Here is an 18,688-nt window from a genome sequence, read left to right on the forward strand (position 1 = left end):
AGGAATTTCAACTGACACGTTCCTGGGCGCCGCCCGATTTCCCCGGCGCCGCCCAGTCCGGCCCTGCTCTCCGCCGCGCGCTATTCGGCGGCGGTGACGCGGTCCCGCTCCACGGCCTCGTAGAGGGCGCGGATGTTCGCGCTGCCGAAACCGCGGGATCCCTTGCGCTGGATGAGCTCGTAGAAGAGCGTCGACCGCTCGTAGGGCGAGCGGGTGAAGAGCTGCAGCAGGTAGCCCCACTCGTCGCGGTCGGCGAGCACCTGGGTCTCCCGCAGCTGGGCGATCTCGGTACCGAGGTCGCCGAACCGCTCGGCGAGCAGGTCGTAGTAGCTGTCGGGGGTGTTCAGGAACTCCACGCCGCGGGCCCGGAAGTCGTGGACGGTGGGAATGATCTCGTCCACCAGGAAGGCCAGGTGCTGCACGCCGGGGCCGGAGTTGCGCAGCAGGAAGGAGTCGAGCTGGCCGGCACCCTTGGCCGGGTCGGGCGCGACCAGGGTGAAGGTGACGTGGCCGAAGGCGCTGCGCACCACGATGGAGTCCATCGCCTGGTCGCCGACCGCCAGGTACTCGCTGGAGTAGCGGCTCAGCCCGAAGCCGTCCCGGTAGTAGTCGGCGACCTGCTCCAGGGTGCCGCCGTCGATGCAGACGGCGATGTGGTCGAGCTGCCGGATCGGGCCGGCCGGGCGCTGCTCGGCGTCGCCCAGCGCGGTCCAGCCGGGGCCGGCGGGCAGCGGGGCGGCGGCGCTGGTGGAGAGCGGCAGCAGGGTGTGGGTGACGTCGCCGAAGCCGGAGACCACCGGGTCGCCGCGCCAGGAGCGGGTCACCGAGGCGCCGGCCGCGGCGGCCGACTCCAGGGTGGCCGCGACGTCCTCGCAGCCGAGCGCGATGTCGGCGATGCCGTCGCCGTGCTCCTCCAGGAACTTCCAGGTGCCGGGCCCCGAGGTGACCAGGATCTGGACGCCGCCCTGGCGCAGCAGCACCGAGTCCATGTCGGCGGTCTCGGTCCGGGCGATCCGGGTGAAGCCGAATTCGCCCTCCAGGAGTTCGACGGCGGAGTTCTGGTCGCCGGCGTACAGCTCAACGTATTCGATGCCTTGCGCGGACATGGAGCATCCATCCTTTCGCTGGGCGGGCTGGGGCGTTCTAGAAGGGGAGCGCGTTCCCGAAGGGCTGCGCGTTCTGGAAGGCCTGGGAGTGCTTGTCGAGGAATTCGATGATTGCCGCGTTCACGGCTTCCGGACGTTCCAGGTAGCCGATGTGCCCGCAGTCGGGGATCTCCACCAGGTCGCAGTCGGGAATGAGGTCCGCGACCTCGGCGCAGAGCTGCGGCGGTGTCACCAGGTCGTCGGCGAAGGCGATGACCCGGCAGGGGGCGGTGATCCCCTTGAGCGCCTCCCGGTGGTCGGCGGTGGTGTCGATCCAGTTGTGGCCGTAGACCCCGCTGCCGCTGTCGCCGGAGAGTTCCAGCACCTCCAGCCACATCGCGGCGGCGGCGCTGTCGCTCAGCGTGCGCGGCGAGAGCAGCCGCATCGCGGAGGTCACGGCGGCGTAGGACGCCGGGAGTCGGACGCCGCTGTCGGCCAGCGCCCGGTCGGCCTCGGTGATCGCCACCCGGAGGGCGTCCGCCCGGGCCCGGGTGGCGATCAGCACGGCGCAGGTGATCAGCTCCGGGTGCCTGATCGCCAGTTCCTGGGCGATCATCGAGCCCAGGGAGACGCCGACCACCCGGCAGGGCGCGAGGTCCAGCTCCTCGATCAGCCCCAGGGTGTCGGCGACCATGTCCTCCATCGAGTAGCGGCCGGCGGGCGCGTCCGAGGGCGCGATCCCGCGGTGGTCGAAGGTGACGGTCCGGTAGCCCGCCCGGTTCAGGGCCGGCGTCTGGTGCATGGTCCACACCTGTCCGCCGGCCGACGACCCCATGATCAGCAGTACCGCCGGGCCCTCACCGGTGTGCTGGTAAGCGAGCTGGATGCCATTGGTGTTGACGTGTGGCACGGTGCGACTGCCCTCCTCGGAGCGGGTGTTCAGAGCGGGTTTCAGAGCGGGTCGGGGCGCGGGCCGGCTACCAGCGCCACTCCTGCTGGTTCAGCAGGTGGCCGCCGGTCACGTCGTTGGCCTCGCACCACTTCATGAACTCGGCGATCTGCTGCAGCTGGTAGGTGTCCTCGTGATAGGTGGTGGCCATCACGTGCCCCAGCCAGCTCTCCTCGCCCATCGCGTAGACGTAGGCCTCGTCGGCGCCGAGCTGGGTGATGATGTCGGCGGCCTGCTCGGCGTTGGAGCCGGAGAGCTTGCGCGAGCGGCTCATCTTGGTGGTGACCGGCTTGGTGAGCAGCGCCTGGTAGAGCCAGGTGAGCGGGGCGCCGTCGCACTCCATGCCGACGAAGGCGATGTCGGCCTTGCCCAGGTAGGCGCGGATGTGGCGGTAGAGCGCCGGGTCGATGCCGGAGGAGTCGGCGCCGATGAAGACCTGCTTGCCGGCCATCTCCACCCAGTAGGTGGACTTGGCGCGGATGTCGAGGTCGCAGTGCTCGCCGAGGAACGGGGTGGCCACCACCCGGCCGCCGGCCCACGGCACCTCGTCGAAGTCGTCGACCTCGATCACGGTGAAGCCGCAGCCGCGCAGCGCGAGCGCCATCGACGGGTCGGAGAGGTTGCCGCGCGAGGAGCGGGGCACCACGATCGCGCCGACCCGGCCGCGCATCTGCAGCATGGTCTCCAGCACGATGTGGTCCTGGTGGCCGTGGGTGATCAGCACCAGGTCGATGTAGTCCGGCAGGTCGTCCAGCGTGTAGCGGCCACCGGCGGTGCTGTCGGCGCTGATGAACGGGTCGGTGACGATGGAGCCCTGCGGGGTCTGCAGGACCAGGCAGGCGTGGCCGAAGTAGCGGATCCGCCCGCCGTCCTCGATGTGGCGGTCGGGGGCCTGGCTGCAGGTGTCGGAGAGCAGGCCGGCCAGCTGCTCGGTCTGCGCGTCGTCGAGCTCCAGCGCCTCGCGCAGCGCGTTCAGCGTAGTGGGCTCCACCCGGGCCCGGAAGAGCGCTTCGAGGCCGGGGTGGTCGAACGGGATGGGCAGCTCCAGCACGTCCGGCGACGGCAGTCGCGGGGTGCTGAGGATGAACGGGCGCTCGACGCCGGTCTCCAGCGAGAGCTGGACGGACTGCCGGGAGCGGTGCTGCTCCCAGGCCTTGTGGATCAGCGGCTCCAGGTAGCGCACCTGGGCCTGGTTGCTGGTGTCGTAGGCGAGCTCGACCAGGCCGCCGAGGGCCTCGGGGAGCTTGGGGTAGAGGGGGGTCAGGTCGAAGCCGGTGGCGTTCGCCCGGACCAGGTCCTCGGCCTCGGCGACACCCTCGGCGAACCGCAGCATCTCGGCCCGGTCGCGCTTGATGGCGGCGAGCAGCGCGCGGACCTCCTCGGCCCGCTCCTCCTCGATGTTGACGAAGTATCCGCCGCGCAGCTCCGGGTTGTTGCTCGCATCGATGTGCACCTGCGGCGACTGCAGGTACGACTCGAGCAGCGGAACCTGCAGGAATGCCAGGTTCATCGCGGCCTGGACCGGCGCCAGCGTGTGCAGCCACACGAAGAAGCGGTCCACCAGCGGCTCGATGATCACCTTGGACTTCAGGAACTTCAGCTCGTCACTCATCCGCGTCCCTCCGGCGGAAAATCCCTCAGGAATATGAAGCGCGATCTCGGGGAATCGATTCGTCCCGCGCACTTCGGCAACTATGGACCGCTGCCCGAGGGGTGATCAACGCTCAACCCGGGACCACCGCGGACCGCTGTTCAACTGGGCCACCGCACCGGTTGAACACCCGCCCCGAGGCCTCTGGCCTGGGCCGGGCCCGGCGCCGTCCCCTAGAGTCCGACACCTACCCACGGGCCGAATGCGCCCTCCTCAGGAAGAGGTCTGAAAAGCCATGATCGGTGGCCTCGGCATACACATTCGGGTCGATGAGGAAGTTACCCGCCAGCAGGTCAAGCGCGGCACGGTGCGAAGAATTCTTCCGTTCACCCGACGGTTCCGCTGGACAATCCTGCTGTTGCTCGTGATAACGGCACTGAATGCCTTCACGGCGGCCCTCACCCCGCTGCTGCTCAAGGTGCTGGTCGACGAGGGGATCGTGAACGGCAGCCTGAAGATGGTGCTCTGGGTCTCCTCGGTGATCGCCGCGCTGTCGCTGCTGAGCGCCGGCGCGGTGATCGTCCAGGCCCGGTACTCGGCCCGGATCGGCCAGGGCCTGATCTACGACCTGCGCACCAGCGTCTTCGAGCACGTGCAGCGGCAGCCGCTGGCGTTCTTCACCCGGACCCAGACCGGGGCCCTGATCAGCCGGCTGAACACCGACGTGATCGGCGCCCAGCAGGCCGTCACCTCGGTGCTGACCGAGTCGGTCTCCACCGTGCTGACCCTGGTCTTCGTCTTCTGCACGATGCTCTACCTGTCCTGGCAGATCACCCTGCTGGCGCTGGTGGTGATCCCGCTCTTCCTGCTCGGCGGGCGGCTGATCGGCAAGCGGGTGCAGCGCTACGCGCGCGGCACGATGGAGGTCAACGCCGAGCTCGGCAGCCTGCTCGACGAGCGGTTCAACGTCTCCGGCGCGATGCTGGTCAAGCTCTACGGCCGGCCCGAGCGGGAGGCCGCGCAGTTCGCCGACCGGGCCGGGCGGGCCCGCAACCTGGCGATCCGGGAGCAGGTGCTCGGCCGGCTCTTCTTCGTCACGATCAGCCTGCTCGCCGCCCTGACCACCACGCTGACCTACGGCATCGGCGGCGTCCTGGTGATCCACGGCCACCTGCAGCTCGGCACCCTGGTCGCCCTGGCCGCCCTGCTCACCCAGCTCTACGCGCCGCTCAACCAGCTCTCCAACATGCAGATCAGCGTGCTGACCGCGCTGGTCAGCTTCGACCGGATCTTCGAGGTGCTGGACCTCGAACCGCTGATCGCCGAGGCGCCGGGCGCCGGCCCGCTGCCGGCCCCGCCGGCCGGCGGATCGGGCGCGCCGGAGATCGAGTTCGACCGGGTCTCCTTCAAGTACCCCTCGGCCGAGGAGGTTTCGCTCGCCTCGCTGGAGTCGATCGCGCTGCCGCCCGCCGAGCGGGCCGGGAACCCGTGGATCCTGCGGGAGTTGAGCTTCACCGCGCCGGCCGGCAAGCTCACCGCGCTGGTCGGCCCGTCCGGTGCGGGCAAGACCACGCTGAGCCACCTGGTGCCCCGGCTCTACGATCCGAACTCGGGCGCGATCCGGATCAACGGCGCCGACCTGCGCGACCTGACCCTGTCGGCGCTGCACGAGACTGTCGGCGTGGTGGCCCAGGACTCCCACCTGTTCCACGACACGATCCGCGCCAACCTGAACTACGCGCGGCCCGAGGCCACCGAGGAGGAGATCGTCGAGGCCTGCCGGGCGGCGCGGATCTGGGAGATGATCGCGAGCCTGCCCGCCGGCCTGGACACCGTGGTCGGCAACCGGGGCTACCGGCTCTCCGGCGGCGAGAAGCAGCGGCTGGCCCTGGCCCGGCTGCTGCTCAAGGACTCCCCGGTGGTGGTGCTGGACGAGGCCACCGCGCACCTCGACTCCGAGTCCGAGCTGGCCATCCAGCGCGCCCTCAAGTCGGCCCTGGCCGGGCGGACTTCACTGGTGATCGCGCACCGGCTGTCGACCATCAGGGACGCCGACCAGATCCTGGTGGTGGAGGCCGGCCGGATCCGCGAGCGCGGCACCCACGAGGAACTGCTGGCCGCCGGCGGCCTCTACGCCGACCTCTACCACACCCAGTTCGCCTCGCAGGCCGAGACCGTCACGGCCTCCTGAGCGGCAGCAGCGCGCGAAGGGGGGCGGGGTCCGGACCCCGCCCCCGCAGATTGCGGGCGTCCCGGCCCCAGAGGATCGCCACCAGCGGACCGCCGCGGGCCACCAGGGCCCGGATCGCCTGCTCGGTGACCTCCTCCCAGCCCTTGCCCCGGTGCGCGGCGGGCTCCCGGTAGATGTTGACCAGGCTGCTGGGCAGCGGCCGCACCTCGGGCGCCACCGAGAAAGCGGGTCCTCTGATCGCCGGGCCCCGCTCCTGCTTCCAGGCGGTGACCAGCGGCTCGATCAAGGCCCGTTGCGGCTCCAGTAGCGCACACGGCCTGAGAGTCTCACCGAGCCGATCCGGACGGTGGCAGCTCCAGCCCTGCCCCCATGGCCAGAAGCTTGTGGTAGGCCGGATTCTCTGCGAAGACCGGATACTTCCCGACGATGAGCTCCAGCCCCGTCACGACGAAAAGGCGGACTCCGGAGATGAACTCGTCCGTCATACACCGGCCCGGTGCGGGGTCCCAGGAGCGCAGGATCATTACGTCCGACCCCTCGGGATGAAAGGTGATGGATGTGTCGTCTTCTGTGAAGCCGGCACGGCCCGTCTTTCCGTGCATCACCGCATCGGCCGCCCGGAGCAAGCAGAACACGAAGTCCAGGAGAGTGATTCCGGGGAGGGCTTCTGCCATGCCTTCCGCAGTGATCTTCACATCTGTCTCGAAGTATCCGTATCGGAGATCCATCTCGCTGGCAGAGCCGAGGGAGGCCGCCATCTTCTCGGTCGGCACTCGCATCGAACTCGGGGAAATATCAACGCGAAACAATCGACTCTCTCCAGGAATTTCAGGACGATGACAGGGTGGCCGCGGCGGAATTCCGCCGCGGCCACCCTATCATCACAGTTGTTGATTAAGGAATCGGGTAGGCGGTCCGGAGGCTACCGTCCGGGTTCACGATCACCTCGATTCCGTAAGCCGTGTCGCTCGCCAGTCCACGGGCTTGCTGCCCGCTCAGGATTCCTACGCCGTTGATGCCGACGCCGCTTACCCGCCCTCGGTAGATGAAGCCGTCACGGCCATCGGTGTTCGGCAGTGCCGGATTGTCCTTGACCACCTGCTGGATCCACTGCTTCACCTTCTTCTCTTTTCCGATGAAGGCGCCCTTCTTCTCGGCGTCGTACAGCTTTGCGCCGATCCGGTGGCGGTCCAGGAGATGCTGCCAACCGTCGTAGCTTTCAGTCGCCCAGACAAGATCCGGATTCCGTGCTCCGGCGCTTTCTTCCAGTATGGCGCCGAGCTCGCTGACGGCACCATCGGCCTCTTCTCCGACCGGCCCCAGGCCGGCACCGCTCAGCCCGATGCCGGCGGTCTCTCCGGAGTCGAACTGGAAGGTTCCCGGGTGAGCCCCGTGCTTTTGGGAAAAGTCCTGTACGGCCTTTGCGCCGCCCTTGCAGTCATCGATGAACCAGCAGATCGGGTCGACCACGTTTTCGACGGTTTCGCCGAACTTGGCCGCACCGACCACTGCGCCCCAGAAGACATCCGCCGCATCTCCCGCGGTCCCGCCGCCGCCACCCCCGCCGTCATCGTCCTCGTCGTCCCCGTGTGTGCCGCACGGGTCCTTCAGCACGTAGGTACACGCAGTGCCACCACCATCGACCATGTCCGGGTTCACGGACAGGCCGGTCGGGTCCGAGCCGGCGACCGGGTTGCCGGCCGCGTAGCCGTATCCCCCGAGCTCCTGCGGGTTGTTGGTCTCCAGGACCGGATCGTCGCTGATGAAGCGGCCGAGTCCGGGGTCGTAGAGCCGGGCGCCGACATCGGTGTAGCCGGTGCTGGTGTCCTGGGGCTTGCCGAGGAAGCCGCGGGTCGGATCGGTCCAGCCGGTGGCAGTACCGCGGGCCTGGCCGTAGGGGGTGTACTGCTTGCGGGTCGCCTTCTGGGTGGTGATGTCCAGGCCGAGGACGGCCGTGTCGTGCGCGTCGTTGAGCACGTACTCCGTGCCGCCGTTCGGCAGCGTGGAGCGCGTGGCCACCGTGGTGTTGCCGCCCAGGGTGTAGGTACGGACGCCGCCGAGCAGCACGTTCGGGGTGACCGCGGTGTTGACGACGATCTGGGTGTCGCCGGCGAACAGCGTGGTCTGGCCGGGGTCGCGCCGGATCAGCAGGTTGCCGTCCGCGTCGTACAGGTACTTGGTGGTGCTGTTGGTGCCCTGGGTGATCACGTCGACCCGGCCCTCGTCGTCCCAGTGCAGGTTCTGCGCCTGGCCGTTGGAGGGTGTGCGGGTGGTGGTGGCACCGGTCGGGCTGTAGCCGAACGCGGTGCTGCTGGTGCCGGCCGGGCCGGTCACGCTGGCCGTGGCCAGGGTGTGCGGCTGCGGGCCGTTGGGGCAGGTGCCGGTGCAGCCGTTGGTGTAGGTGGTGACCGTGTCGCCGGTCGCGCCGTTCACCGCGTGGCTGGTCATGCCGGTCCGGTTGCCCACCGGGTCATAGCTGTAGGACTCCCAGTACGCGGCGCTGCCGCCGGCCACCGTCGCCGAGGACGGACCGGTGCCGGTGGCCGGGCAGGTGCCGGCAGCGGTCCAGGCCTGTGCCAGGTGGTCGAGGGCGTCGTACTGGAAACACTGGGTGTCGGTGGTGTTGGTGTCGGCCTGCTTGTCCACCACCGAGGTGGGGTCGCCCGCAGAGTTGTAGCCGTAGGTGATGTCGTCGACCGTCGGGCCGGGTGCCTGGGTCCGGCTGAGCAGCAGCTCGGAGGGGCGGCGGGTCTGGTCGTCGTAGCTGTAGGTCGCCCAGGCCGGGTTGGTCGAGGGGCCGAAGGTGATCTGGGACGGCTCGTTGTAGTTGGTGTAGACCACGTTCTGCGCGTAGGTCCACAGACCGCTGGTGGCGGACGTCGCGTTGCCGAGCGCGTCGCGGTTGTAGCTGAGCGCTTCGCCGGCCAGCGCGCCGGGCACCCGCTGGTCGGTCTGGCCGATCAGCAACTGGTCATTGGTGGAGTAGGCGAAGGTCGTGGTGTAGGTGGTGGGCAGTGGCGCCTCGGTGCTCGGCAGCGTGATGGTGGTGCCGGTCGGCTTTCCGAGCGAGGTGTAGCCGGTGGTGGCGACCGTGTAGCTGCCACCGGAGGTGTACCGGGTGGTCGAGGTCGGCTTGCCGGCCTGCAGGGTGTCGTAGAGCCAGGACGCGAGCTTGGCGCCGGTGGACTTGTCGGTCTCGGTGGTCTTGCGGCCCAGCAGGTCGTAGCTGTAGTCGAGTTCGATCTTCCGTGAGTCGAAGTCGGACACCTGGTTTCCGGCGTCGTCGAAGCCGTACGTCGAGGTTCCGGCGTCCGGGTCGGTCTGCTGGGTCCTGCGGCCCAGCAGGTCGTAGCTGAACGACCAGGAGGTGTTGTCCGGTGCGGTCATCGCGGTCTGCTTGCCGGCCGCGTTGTAGCGGTAGCGGGTTGCCGAGATGATCCCGCCGGTGGCGGTGTACCCGGTCTGCGCCGTGCCCGTCAGGGTCGGGGCGGTGGTGTACTGGTCCAGTTCGCTCTGCTGCCCACGAGCGTCGGTGACGGTCCTGGTGACCACGCCGCCGGCCTTGGGGAAGACGGTCTGGCTGTCGCCCGTGTAGACGGTGGCCGTGGTCATGCCGGCGGGGGTGGTGCCGTTGTGCTCCTCGTTGGTCGCGGTGGCCCGGCCCTCGCCGTCGTGGTCGGTGACCAAGGTGTCCGGGACGCTGTTCTGCGCGACCATCACCAGGGTGCTACCCGGAAGGGCGGCCACGTTGTAGTTGCTGTTGCTCAGCACCGTCCAGCCGTGCGAGTCGTACTGCGTGTCGCTGACCGTGCTGGTGCCGTTTTCCGCTTGGGCCTGCACCTGGCGGGTGCGCAGCAGCGCGTCGTACAGGGTCACGGTGGACTTGTACGAGCCGTTGTCGAGCAGGCTCTTGGCAGTGACGGCAGTGGGTGCCGTGTTGGAGACCGCGTAGCTGTAGGTCAGGCTGGCGCTCGCGCCTGCCGTCTTGGACTGCGCGGGCAGCCAGACGCCGGTCAGGCGGCCGAGTTGGTCGTAGACGAGGTCGGTCTTCAGACCGGCCGCGTCGACCTTCTCGATCGGCAGGTTTCGAGCCGGGTCGAGGGTGACGGTCGAGCTTTGGTAGGTCGGGCTGCTGCCCGCGGTGACCTGGACCTTCGCCGTCGTCCCGGTGGGAACCGCGCCGTTGGCCGGGGTGTATGTGGTGGTGGTGGTCTGGGCCAGACTGCTGCCGTCGGGAGCCGTCGAGTTGGGTGTGCGGGTAACCGTCACGGGACGGCCGTAGCTGTCATAGCCCGTCTTCAACTCGGCCAGGTAGGCCGTGGCGACCGCGCCGTTCGCCGCCGAGCCGATCTCCGTCAGGGTGGGCTCGCCCTTGGCCGGCGCGCTGCCGGCCGGGCTGGCGCCGTCCCAGGTGAAGGCGTTGCCATCGTAGGAGGTCCGCTTGTCCGAGATCAGTGCCCCGGTCTGGCCGGCGTTCGCACTGGTGCAGTCCTGGGCGTTGACCATGGTCTCGGCGGTCAGCACCAGGGTCTCGACCGGGTTCTCGACGTACCGGGTGAAGGTGCACTTGGGTGTGTTGCCGGCCGCGGCCACCTCACCGCGGTCGTCCGCCTGCACCGCCATGCCGGTGGTCGGCTGGCCGAGCGTGGTGTTGTAGAAGGTGTCCGATTCGGTACTACGCGTTCCGTACGAGACCGCCTGGCTGTTGTACGTGGTGGCGGTGCGCACCATCTGCGCGGTCAGGGGCGCGAGGCCGGTGCGGGCCCGGCTGGCCGTGGGGCCGATGATGGTCGGGATGGTGACCGTGGCGTGGTCGATCGAGCCGCCGTCGCGAGTGTAGGCGTCGGTCTCGAAGACCTCACCGGCCAGGGCGTTGGAGTCGCCGGCGCTGTACTTGCCGTCCTGCGAGGTGACGGTGACCGCCGAACCGCCTGTGCCGTCGGCCGTGTTGTTGGACAGCCCGCGCAGGTAGGTGGTGGCGGTCAGGGTGAGCTGGTCAGAAACCCTGGTGCCGTTGGTGGTGTGGGCGACGGTGGTGTCACCGGTCCGGGTCTCCACTCGGCCGTAGCCGCGGAACTGGCCGTAGGTGCGGTTCTCCGGCTTGACGAGTTCGTTGTCGTCGTAGTGCCAGCCGGCGCCGCCCAGGTACTTGTAGGTGGTCAGCAGCTCGGGGTAGGTGCCGTCCTGGTTCGTCTCGTTGAGGTCCTGGGTCCTCACGCTGTGGACCGTGTAGGTGTAGAACCAGTCGGCCTGATTGGTCGTGTAGCCGGGCGGTTTCCACAGCACCGGGAAGCACGGCAGGGTGTTGGTCGACGGATCGCTCGGCACGTTGCTCGGCGTGCACTGGGTCTGGTCGTAGGTGACGCTGATCTTCGCGCCGGTCTCGGTGGTGATGCTGCTGATCCGGTCGTGGTACATCACCGGAAGGTTCGGCACCGTCCCGACCCGGTTGGGCAGTTGGTTCGGCGGGTCGAAGCTGGTCACCGGCGTGCTGGCGGTTCCGCTGGTGCCGCCGGCGGTGTCCAGTCCGGTGCGCGTGATCGCATCGAGCCACAGGGTCGGGGCGTGGTCGCCGCCGTCCGGGAAGGACTGGGTGAAGTCGTAGCGGTCCACCTGTTGGGTGGCGCCGTTGATCTGGACCAGGGTGGTGATGCTGGTCAGTCGCTTCCGTGACCAGAAGGTCGGCGTGTAGGCCTGGCAGGCGACGCCCGGTGCGCAGTTCTGGTCGATCGGCACATCCGGCCAGTAGGCGCCGTTGGAGGTGGTGAACTGGTCGTCCGTGCAGTTGTTGCCGGCCGGTGTCCCGGGCAGGCAGCGCTCGGCGACAGCGAACTGGACCTGCTCCGGCGCGGTGCCGCTGTACACGGTGGAGGCGGTCATGCCGTAGTCGATCCGGGTCAGGTAGCCGCCGCGGATGTAGGGCACGCCGGTGGTCTGAGCATCGGCGCCGTAGTAGTTGGTCTCCGGCTGGTAGTAGTACGCGGTCGCGTTGTTGTGCAGGTCGACGACGTAGTCCAGGTTCCAGCGCCATCCCTGGGTACAGGAGGAGGAGGCGAAGGTCGAGGCGTTGCACGGATCGCCCGCGTGGGCGCCGTAGACCGGCTCGGTGTAGACCGACTGGGTAGCCTGCTTGCCGGAGCTGTAGCCCGGGAGCTGGTTGAGGCCGAAGTAGTACTGGGTGCCGTTCTGGGTCACCCGGAAGTACTCGCCGTTGTAGGTGCCGTTGCTCGCGCCGCCCGACAGGAAGAGCTGCTCGACCTTCTCGGTCGCCGCGTCCTGCTGAGCGTGGAAGGTGTGCGTCTTGTCGTCGTAGACCAGCTGCGTCGACTGGCCGTTGAGTGAGAGGGTCAGGGACTGGCCGGCCCAGCACCTGTCGCCCGAGTACTGCGGTGCGCCCGAAGTACTGTCATCGGCGCAGGACTTGTAGCTGCGCTCGATGTAGGACTCGGCCGAGCTCCAGCCGTCGCCGAGCCAGGAGGACTGGTTGTTCGTCCCGGCCGTGCGCCCGTCCTGCGTCGAGGAGTCGTAGGAGAGGGAGACGTCCGGGCTGCTCCCGGCGATAGCCGGCGGCAGCTTGATCGGGTAGGAGTAGTGGAAGGAGCCGGTGCTGCCGCCGGCGGTCCAGGTACCTGCCGGGGAGAGCGGCGTGGCCGAGTAGCTGCCGTCGGAGCCGTTGGGCGTGGAAGTGGCGGCCAGCACGGTGGCAGTCGAGTTGGTGGCGGTGGCCGGCGCGGCCATCGCCATCGCCTGTACCGTGCCGGCCGGCTTGGCGGCGAGTTTTACCTGGGTGGTCAGTGCCTGGCCCGGCACCGCGGTGACCGGCGTCTGGGTCTGGCATTCATGCAGTTGCGGAGTGGTCAGAGCGCAGCCCGGCAGTTGCACCAAGTGCAAGCGCGAGGCGTAGTCGCCGCCGAAGGCCGAACGGAAGGAGGAGGAGTCGACCGTCACCGTCGTCGTGCCGGAACCGGCCGCGGTGTCCTCGGGCGCGAGCGAGAAGAGCACGCCGTGCACACCGGCGGCCTGCGCGATGGTCTGGTCGGCGAGGGTGACCTGCACCCGGGAAGGTGAGCCCTCCGCATCGGCCGGACGCCCGATCAGCACCGGCAGCGCACCGGCGCGCACCGGTGCCGCCTGCTGCTGGGCCAGTCCGTCAGCGCGAGCCGCCTGCCGGGTGACTGACGTGCTGCTGAGGTCCACGACTGCCGAGCCCGCGGCGGGAAGCTTGGCCGCCACCGTCGGGTCGAAGGCCGGGACCGGTGCCGCGGCCGTGCCCTTGCCGTCGGGAGCCCGCTTGAACGGCACCTGCCTGTCCTTGGGTATCGCGGGTGCGCTCGGCTTCGCGGCCTTGGTAGCCGCCAAGGCCGGTGTCGCGGCGGCGTTGGCGCCGCCGGTCGCCAGAACCGCCCCGGCCACCAGGATCCCCGCGGATCGGCGCAATCCGTACCGGGGGCCCCGCCCTGAACTGAATAGGTTTCTCATCCACCCCGTCCTAAATAAGTTGAGGCAGCAATGCTGCCGCATCGTCAGATGCCCAGCTGTCCGGGTATGCGTGACCTGACATCACATTTCCATAACCGATCGGTCGCCCGCCCCCCTGAAAAACTCGGCTTTGTGTTGATCTATCTGGACATAACGATCGAGGTGTCGCCGGCCCCGAGCTGCACCCAGCGGGCCGCAAGTCTCAGAATGCGAACGTGCGGCGCCCGGGTTGCGGCGCGCCGGAAGAACAGAAATTGGGGGAGCACGGTCGTATGACCAAGTTCACATCCCTTCGCACGCGAAAGCGACGGGATCTCAGGCCGCCGCGCGTACTGACCGTCTTGGCGCTCAGCGCCATCACCGGCGCACTGCTCAACGTGCCGGCGCTGGCGGTCGACGCCGGGACGAAAGCCGCGATTCCATCAGGCCTCGGCTCGGCCGCCAGGACAGATCCGGCCCTGGCGAAAGCCCAGGCCGAGGCGGTGGTCCAGGCCAAGACGAGCCATCACCAAGTGGTGGTCGACGCGCTCACCAAGGAGAACGCGCAGACCGTTGCCAACCCGGACGGCACGCTGACGCTCACGCAGAACGCGGGACCGGTCCGCATCCGAAAGGAAGCCGGTTGGGTACCGGTCGACACCAGGCTGGCCCGTCGGACGGACGGATCATTCGCACCCGGTGCGAGTACCGCGGACATCGCGTTTTCCGGCGGCGGCACGGGTCCGTTGGTCACCATGACCAGCAACGGCAAGAAGGTGTCGCTCAGTTGGCCGACCACATTGCCGACACCGACGGTTTCCGACAGTACGGTCACCTATCCCTCGGTGCTGCCGGACGTCGATCTGGAGATGACCGCCACCAATGAGGGATTCAGTCAGGTCCTGGTCGTCAAGTCGGCTGCCGCGGCGGCAAATCCGGCCCTGGCGACGCTGCATTTCGCGACGTCCGTAGATGGATTGACGCTGCATCAGAATGTCAGTGGTGACACCGAGGCCAAGGATGCGAACGGCACCACGGTGTTCCATGCCGACCCGCCGCTGGTCTGGGACTCTGCCACCGCCAAGCCGGCGCCAACAGGCCCGCAGTTCCGCTCGGCCGCCGCAGCGGACCGCGCGGAGGCCGCGACGCCGCCGGGCGGCCCTGGCAATGACCCCCACCCCTCTGACATCCGCGGTCCCGGCGGCAACGCCCACCACACCCGGATGAACATGACCCTGGACAACGGCGACCTGGCGATCACCCCCGACCGCGGGCTGCTCACCGACCCGGCCACGGTCTATCCGATCTACATCGACCCCGCCTGGTCGGGCAACCCCTCGGTGCAGGCCTGGGCCAGCATCAGCTCCGGCTACGCCAAGGACACCTCGGGCAACGAGGCCAGGCTCGGTTACGACACCTACTGGCCCGGCTACGACTGCGGGACGAACTGCAACACGGTCTTCCGGTCGTACTTCCAGATGGACTCCTCGGGCTTCCAGGGCGCCAAGGTGACCGAGGCGCACTTCTACCCGTACATGTCCTGGGCCGCCGACGGAAGCGCGGAGCCGACCCAGGTCTGGGTCGACTCCGACATCTACTTCGGCGGACTCGACTGGGGCAATAAGCCCTCCGGTGGCTCGTCCACACTGGTCACCACCAACACCAACTGCCTGGGCCACTACACCTCCAGCTGTGGCCAAGGCCTTGACGACTACAACGTCACCTCCATGGCCCAGGGTGCGGCGAACGGCGGCTGGCGGACCTTCGAGGTCGATGCCCAGGACGAGGGCAACAAGTACGAGTGGAAGAAGATCGACCCGACGCAGACCAAGTGGTCGGTGACTTACTACCTGGCACCACGGCTGGACGGTGGCGACACCACGACGCCGTTGGTGACCAACTTCGGCGGCGCCTTCGACAACAGCAACAGCGTCACCATGAAGGCCACCGGCAGCGACCCCGACGGCGAGTCCGTCCAGTCCGGCTACGAGATCTGGAACTGGGCGAACGGCACCAGCACCTCCGAGGTGGTCGGCGCGCTCTTCTCCGCCTACACCTCGGTCGGCGGGGCCTACACCTACAGCGGCCTGGCCGACGGCACCTATGCCTGGCGCGGCGTCGTGCACAGCCAGCAGGGCGGCATGTGGTCTGGCTGGTCACCGTGGCACGTGTTCACGGTCGACACCAAGGCCCCCAACCCTCCCACGGTGCAGTCCCCACAGTTCCCCAAGAACGCCTTCGGCGGCTCGCTCAGCGACGTCGGCAGCTTCACCGTCACCAACGACCAGTCGAACAACGTCGCGGGCTACCTGGTCTCGATGGACGGCGACCTCGGCTCCACCGTCTGGAGCGCGCAGGGCCAGCAGCCCACCTGGACCGGCACCGGAACCCCGAAGGCCGGCCAGACCTACTGGCTGACGGCGGACAACGGCAACGGCACCGGCAGCATGTCGGTCAACGGCTTCGCCAAGGCGCAGTTCACTCCCGGCACCACCGGACCCCACCGCCTCTACGCCAAGGCCGTGGACCAGTCCGGCTTCACCTCAGCCGAGAGCACCTACCTCTTCTACGCCGGCACCACCACACCCAGCTACGTCTACGGTGACCAGTTGGTCAACGGCTACACCGCGACCAACAACGACAGGACCACCACCTCGGTGCCCAAGGCGGTCGCAACGGTCAGCGCCGGCGGCGTCATCGCCGTGCAGAACGACTGCTGCGACATCCACTTCGCCGACGGCGCGCAGGCCCTGTTCACCGACAACGGCAGCACCGGCCACACCGCGCTGAACGACAAGGTCGTCTTCTCCTTCGACGTGCCGAAGGCCGGCTACTGGGACCTGGGCGGCAACTTCACCCAGTCGGCGGGCTTCGGCCAGCTCTCGGTCAGCCTGGACAACGGAGCGTCGACCCTGGTCCCGGCCGACAACCCGGTGGACGGCTACAGCCCCTACGTCACCACCACCTACCGCGACTTCGGGATCCCCAAGGACGGCCAGGGCAACCCGGTCAGCCTCACCCAGGGTGTGCACACCCTGACGGTCACCATGGTCAACAAGAACGCCTCGACCGTCGGCTACGGCTACAAGTTCGGCCTCGACGTCCTGCGGCTCGCGCCCGCGCCGCCCAACTGCGCGATCAACAACATGACCGCCTGCCTGAACAACACGGCGATCAGCTCCGACAACAACACCGCCGCGGCCGGCGGCGGCGCCGACGGCACCGGCCAGACCCTCTCGGCCACCGACCTGGCCAACGCCGGCTGGACCCCGGGGGCGAAGATCACCGTCAACGGCGCGCCGATGACGCTGCCGAGCTACGCCGACGGCAAGTTCGACAACATCGTGGCCGACGGCCAGACCGTCGACATGACCTCGCTGACCTCGAACAGCGGCAACGCCCTGGTGCTGCTCGGCTTCGGCACCTACGGCAACATCAACAACGCCTCCGGGACGATCACCTACAGCGCCCCGTGCCAAAACCTCGCCGGCCAGAACCCGAACGTCCAGTCCTACAGCATCGACGAGATGCCGGACTGGAGCCCGGGCATCGGCACTGCGGTCGCGATCAACTTCCCGCACTGGAACCGGCTGAACGCCGGCCCGGCCGGCCACAGCAGCCGGGTGTACGCGATCTCGGTGCCGCTGGCCTGCCCCGGCCAGGCCGTGGCCAGCGTGACCCTGCCGGTGGTCTCCAACGGCGTCACCGCCGCCAACCCGGCGATGCACGTCCTGAGCCTGGGCCTGCGCTCCTCCTCCTTCGTCGCCGGCACCTCGCAGAACTGGACCGGCACCTGGGCGGCCCAGCAGGACACCACCTGGGGCAGCTGGACCAACCAGACCTTCCGGGTTCCGGCGCAGATCTCGCTCGGCAACGCCCGCGGCACCAGCGGCCAGGTCAGGATCCACCTGTCCAACGCGCTGGGCGCCTCCCCGGTGACCTTCCCGCACGTCTCGGTCGCCCCGCAGGCGGCGGCGAACACCGCCGCTGCGAGCGGCACGCCGACCTCGGTGACCTTCAAGGGCTCGGCGAGCGTGACCATCCCGGCCGGCGGCGAGGTGTTCAGCGACCCGGTCGACCTCACGGTGGCGGACCAGAGCACGCTGCTGGTCAGCTACCAGCTGGGCGGCACGGTCAACAACATTCCGGTCCACGACAAGTACGGGGCCACCGTCTGGGCCACCACGGCGAACAGCGGTGACCACACGGGGGATACCGCCGCCGCCAACTTCACCGTTCCGATCGTGGGTGTGCCCTACCTGGCCGGGATCGACGTCACCTACGGCACCGCCCCGGTGACCGGCTCGCTGGTGCTCTACGGGGACCAGACGATCAACGCCGACACCGCCACGCAGAACAACGGCTACCGGCTCGCCGACACGCTGACCAGTGCTCTGGCCGCTGCCAACGGCAACTCCGTGCCGTACGGCGTCCTCAACGAGGGCAGCAACGGCCAAGGCACGGGCAACACCCTGCTGCCGCAGGTCAGCAACGCAGCCAACCCGACCAGTGCGACCAACCCGGCGGACCGGAACATCCTGGACAACGCCAACGTCCGCACCGTGCTGATCTCCTCCGGAACCAGCGACATCCTGGCCGGCGCCTCAGCTGCCACCGTCAACCAGCGCCTGGTCGCGCTGGTCCAGCAGGTGCGCAAGTACTACGCGGACACCGGGCTGACCAATCCGATCGGCGTGCAGACGGTCTACGTGGCCACCATCCCGCCGGACCCGCGGATTGCAGCCAACAGCTCCTTCGAGGCAGTCCGCGAGGCGGTCAACGCCTCCATCCTGGGCTCCCCGGGCTCCTACCTGAACGGTAACGCGGACGGTGCGGTCGACTTCGCCGGTGCCGTCGCCGCGCCCGGCGCCCCGACCACCGTCAACTCCGCCTACCTCACCAGCAGCAACCCGAACAACGCCTACTACCAGGCTCTCGCCCAGCAGTACATCACCGCCACCGCCTCCAGCGGCGGCACGGTGACCGTCCAGCCCAACATCGCTCCCCATACCGCCCCGACGCTTCAGCACTGACCCGACATCCATAGGCCGGGCACCCCGCACGGGGTGCCCGGCCTTCAGGGCAGGAGGTGAGCGGTGACTTGTGAAGGGGGAACCAGAAGGTTCGGTTGGCCGGACGGCCCTGGACGACCGGTCACCGAGCTCAGGTAGCCCGACGCGAACCGGTGGTAGCTCTCCACAGTCAGACCTGGCGCGTGGGCGCCGACGGACTTCAGGTACGTCACCAGCGCCCGGCTAGAGGTGAGGCGAATACGTGAGAGGGCTCGGCAGCAACCATCCCGCGGAAGGGGCTGGGGAACGGCAACGCGCCACCATCAGGCGCAGTGCTCAGCGCGGGCTGATTCGGGCTACTGAACTCAATTGCTGCGACGGAATGGATTCGCCGGCCCGATA

At 68.7% G+C, this 18,688-nt stretch carries 8 protein-coding genes and 1 pseudogene; 2 read left to right on the top strand and 7 right to left on the bottom strand.

The window, feature by feature from the left end; all coding sequences use genetic code 11:
* Nucleotides 1-80 precede the first annotated feature (80 nt).
* The 3 genes from hppD to ACFYNO_RS03165 all read right to left on the bottom strand — a co-directional run bounded on the left by hppD (nt 81) and on the right by ACFYNO_RS03165 (nt 3,646).
* Complete coding sequence (gene hppD / locus ACFYNO_RS03155) at nt 81-1,106, bottom strand: 4-hydroxyphenylpyruvate dioxygenase (protein WP_388004365.1); 1,026 nt, start codon at nt 1,104-1,106, stop codon at nt 81-83.
* Between the two features lie 37 nt (nt 1,107-1,143).
* Nucleotides 1,144-1,995, bottom strand: coding sequence for an alpha/beta fold hydrolase (locus tag ACFYNO_RS03160; RefSeq protein WP_388004368.1), 852 nt, complete (start codon nt 1,993-1,995; stop codon nt 1,144-1,146).
* A gap of 67 nt (nt 1,996-2,062) precedes the next feature.
* Nucleotides 2,063-3,646, bottom strand: a complete 1,584-nt coding sequence (locus ACFYNO_RS03165; protein WP_388004371.1) for an MBL fold metallo-hydrolase — start codon at nt 3,644-3,646, stop codon at nt 2,063-2,065.
* A 403-nt stretch (nt 3,647-4,049) separates the two neighbouring features.
* On the opposite strand from ACFYNO_RS03165, the gene ACFYNO_RS03170 reads away from it, so the two are divergent.
* The gene (locus ACFYNO_RS03170; protein WP_388005461.1) at nt 4,050-5,816 is read left to right on the top strand and encodes an ABC transporter ATP-binding protein; all 1,767 of its coding nucleotides are present in this window, start codon (nt 4,050-4,052) and stop codon (nt 5,814-5,816) included.
* Nucleotides 5,817-5,859: 43 nt separating this feature from the next.
* Here the strand turns inward: ACFYNO_RS03170 and ACFYNO_RS03175 are convergent.
* The 4 genes and pseudogenes from ACFYNO_RS03175 to ACFYNO_RS03190 form a co-directional block, all read right to left on the bottom strand.
* Nucleotides 5,860-6,048: pseudogene (locus ACFYNO_RS03175) on the bottom strand (uracil-DNA glycosylase); the annotation flags it as partial.
* A 94-nt stretch (nt 6,049-6,142) separates the two neighbouring features.
* Complete coding sequence (locus ACFYNO_RS03180) at nt 6,143-6,589, bottom strand: hypothetical protein (RefSeq protein WP_388004374.1); 447 nt, start codon at nt 6,587-6,589, stop codon at nt 6,143-6,145.
* A 121-nt stretch (nt 6,590-6,710) separates the two neighbouring features.
* A complete protein-coding gene (locus tag ACFYNO_RS03185) occupies nt 6,711-13,118 on the bottom strand; it encodes an RHS repeat-associated core domain-containing protein (RefSeq protein WP_388004377.1) in 6,408 nt (2,135 codons plus the stop codon).
* Nucleotides 13,119-13,800: 682 nt separating this feature from the next.
* Nucleotides 13,801-14,109 (bottom strand): hypothetical protein, encoded by a 309-nt coding sequence (locus ACFYNO_RS03190; protein WP_388004380.1) that lies wholly within the window; start codon nt 14,107-14,109, stop codon nt 13,801-13,803.
* Between the two features lie 142 nt (nt 14,110-14,251).
* Between ACFYNO_RS03190 and ACFYNO_RS03195 the strand changes: the two genes are divergently transcribed.
* Nucleotides 14,252-18,307, top strand: a complete 4,056-nt coding sequence (locus ACFYNO_RS03195; RefSeq protein ID WP_388004383.1) for a hypothetical protein — start codon at nt 14,252-14,254, stop codon at nt 18,305-18,307.
* Nucleotides 18,308-18,688: the final 381 nt, after the last annotated feature.

It is taken from the genome of Kitasatospora sp. NPDC006697, assembly GCF_042869935.1.
Taxonomy (GTDB): domain Bacteria; phylum Actinomycetota; class Actinomycetes; order Streptomycetales; family Streptomycetaceae; genus Kitasatospora.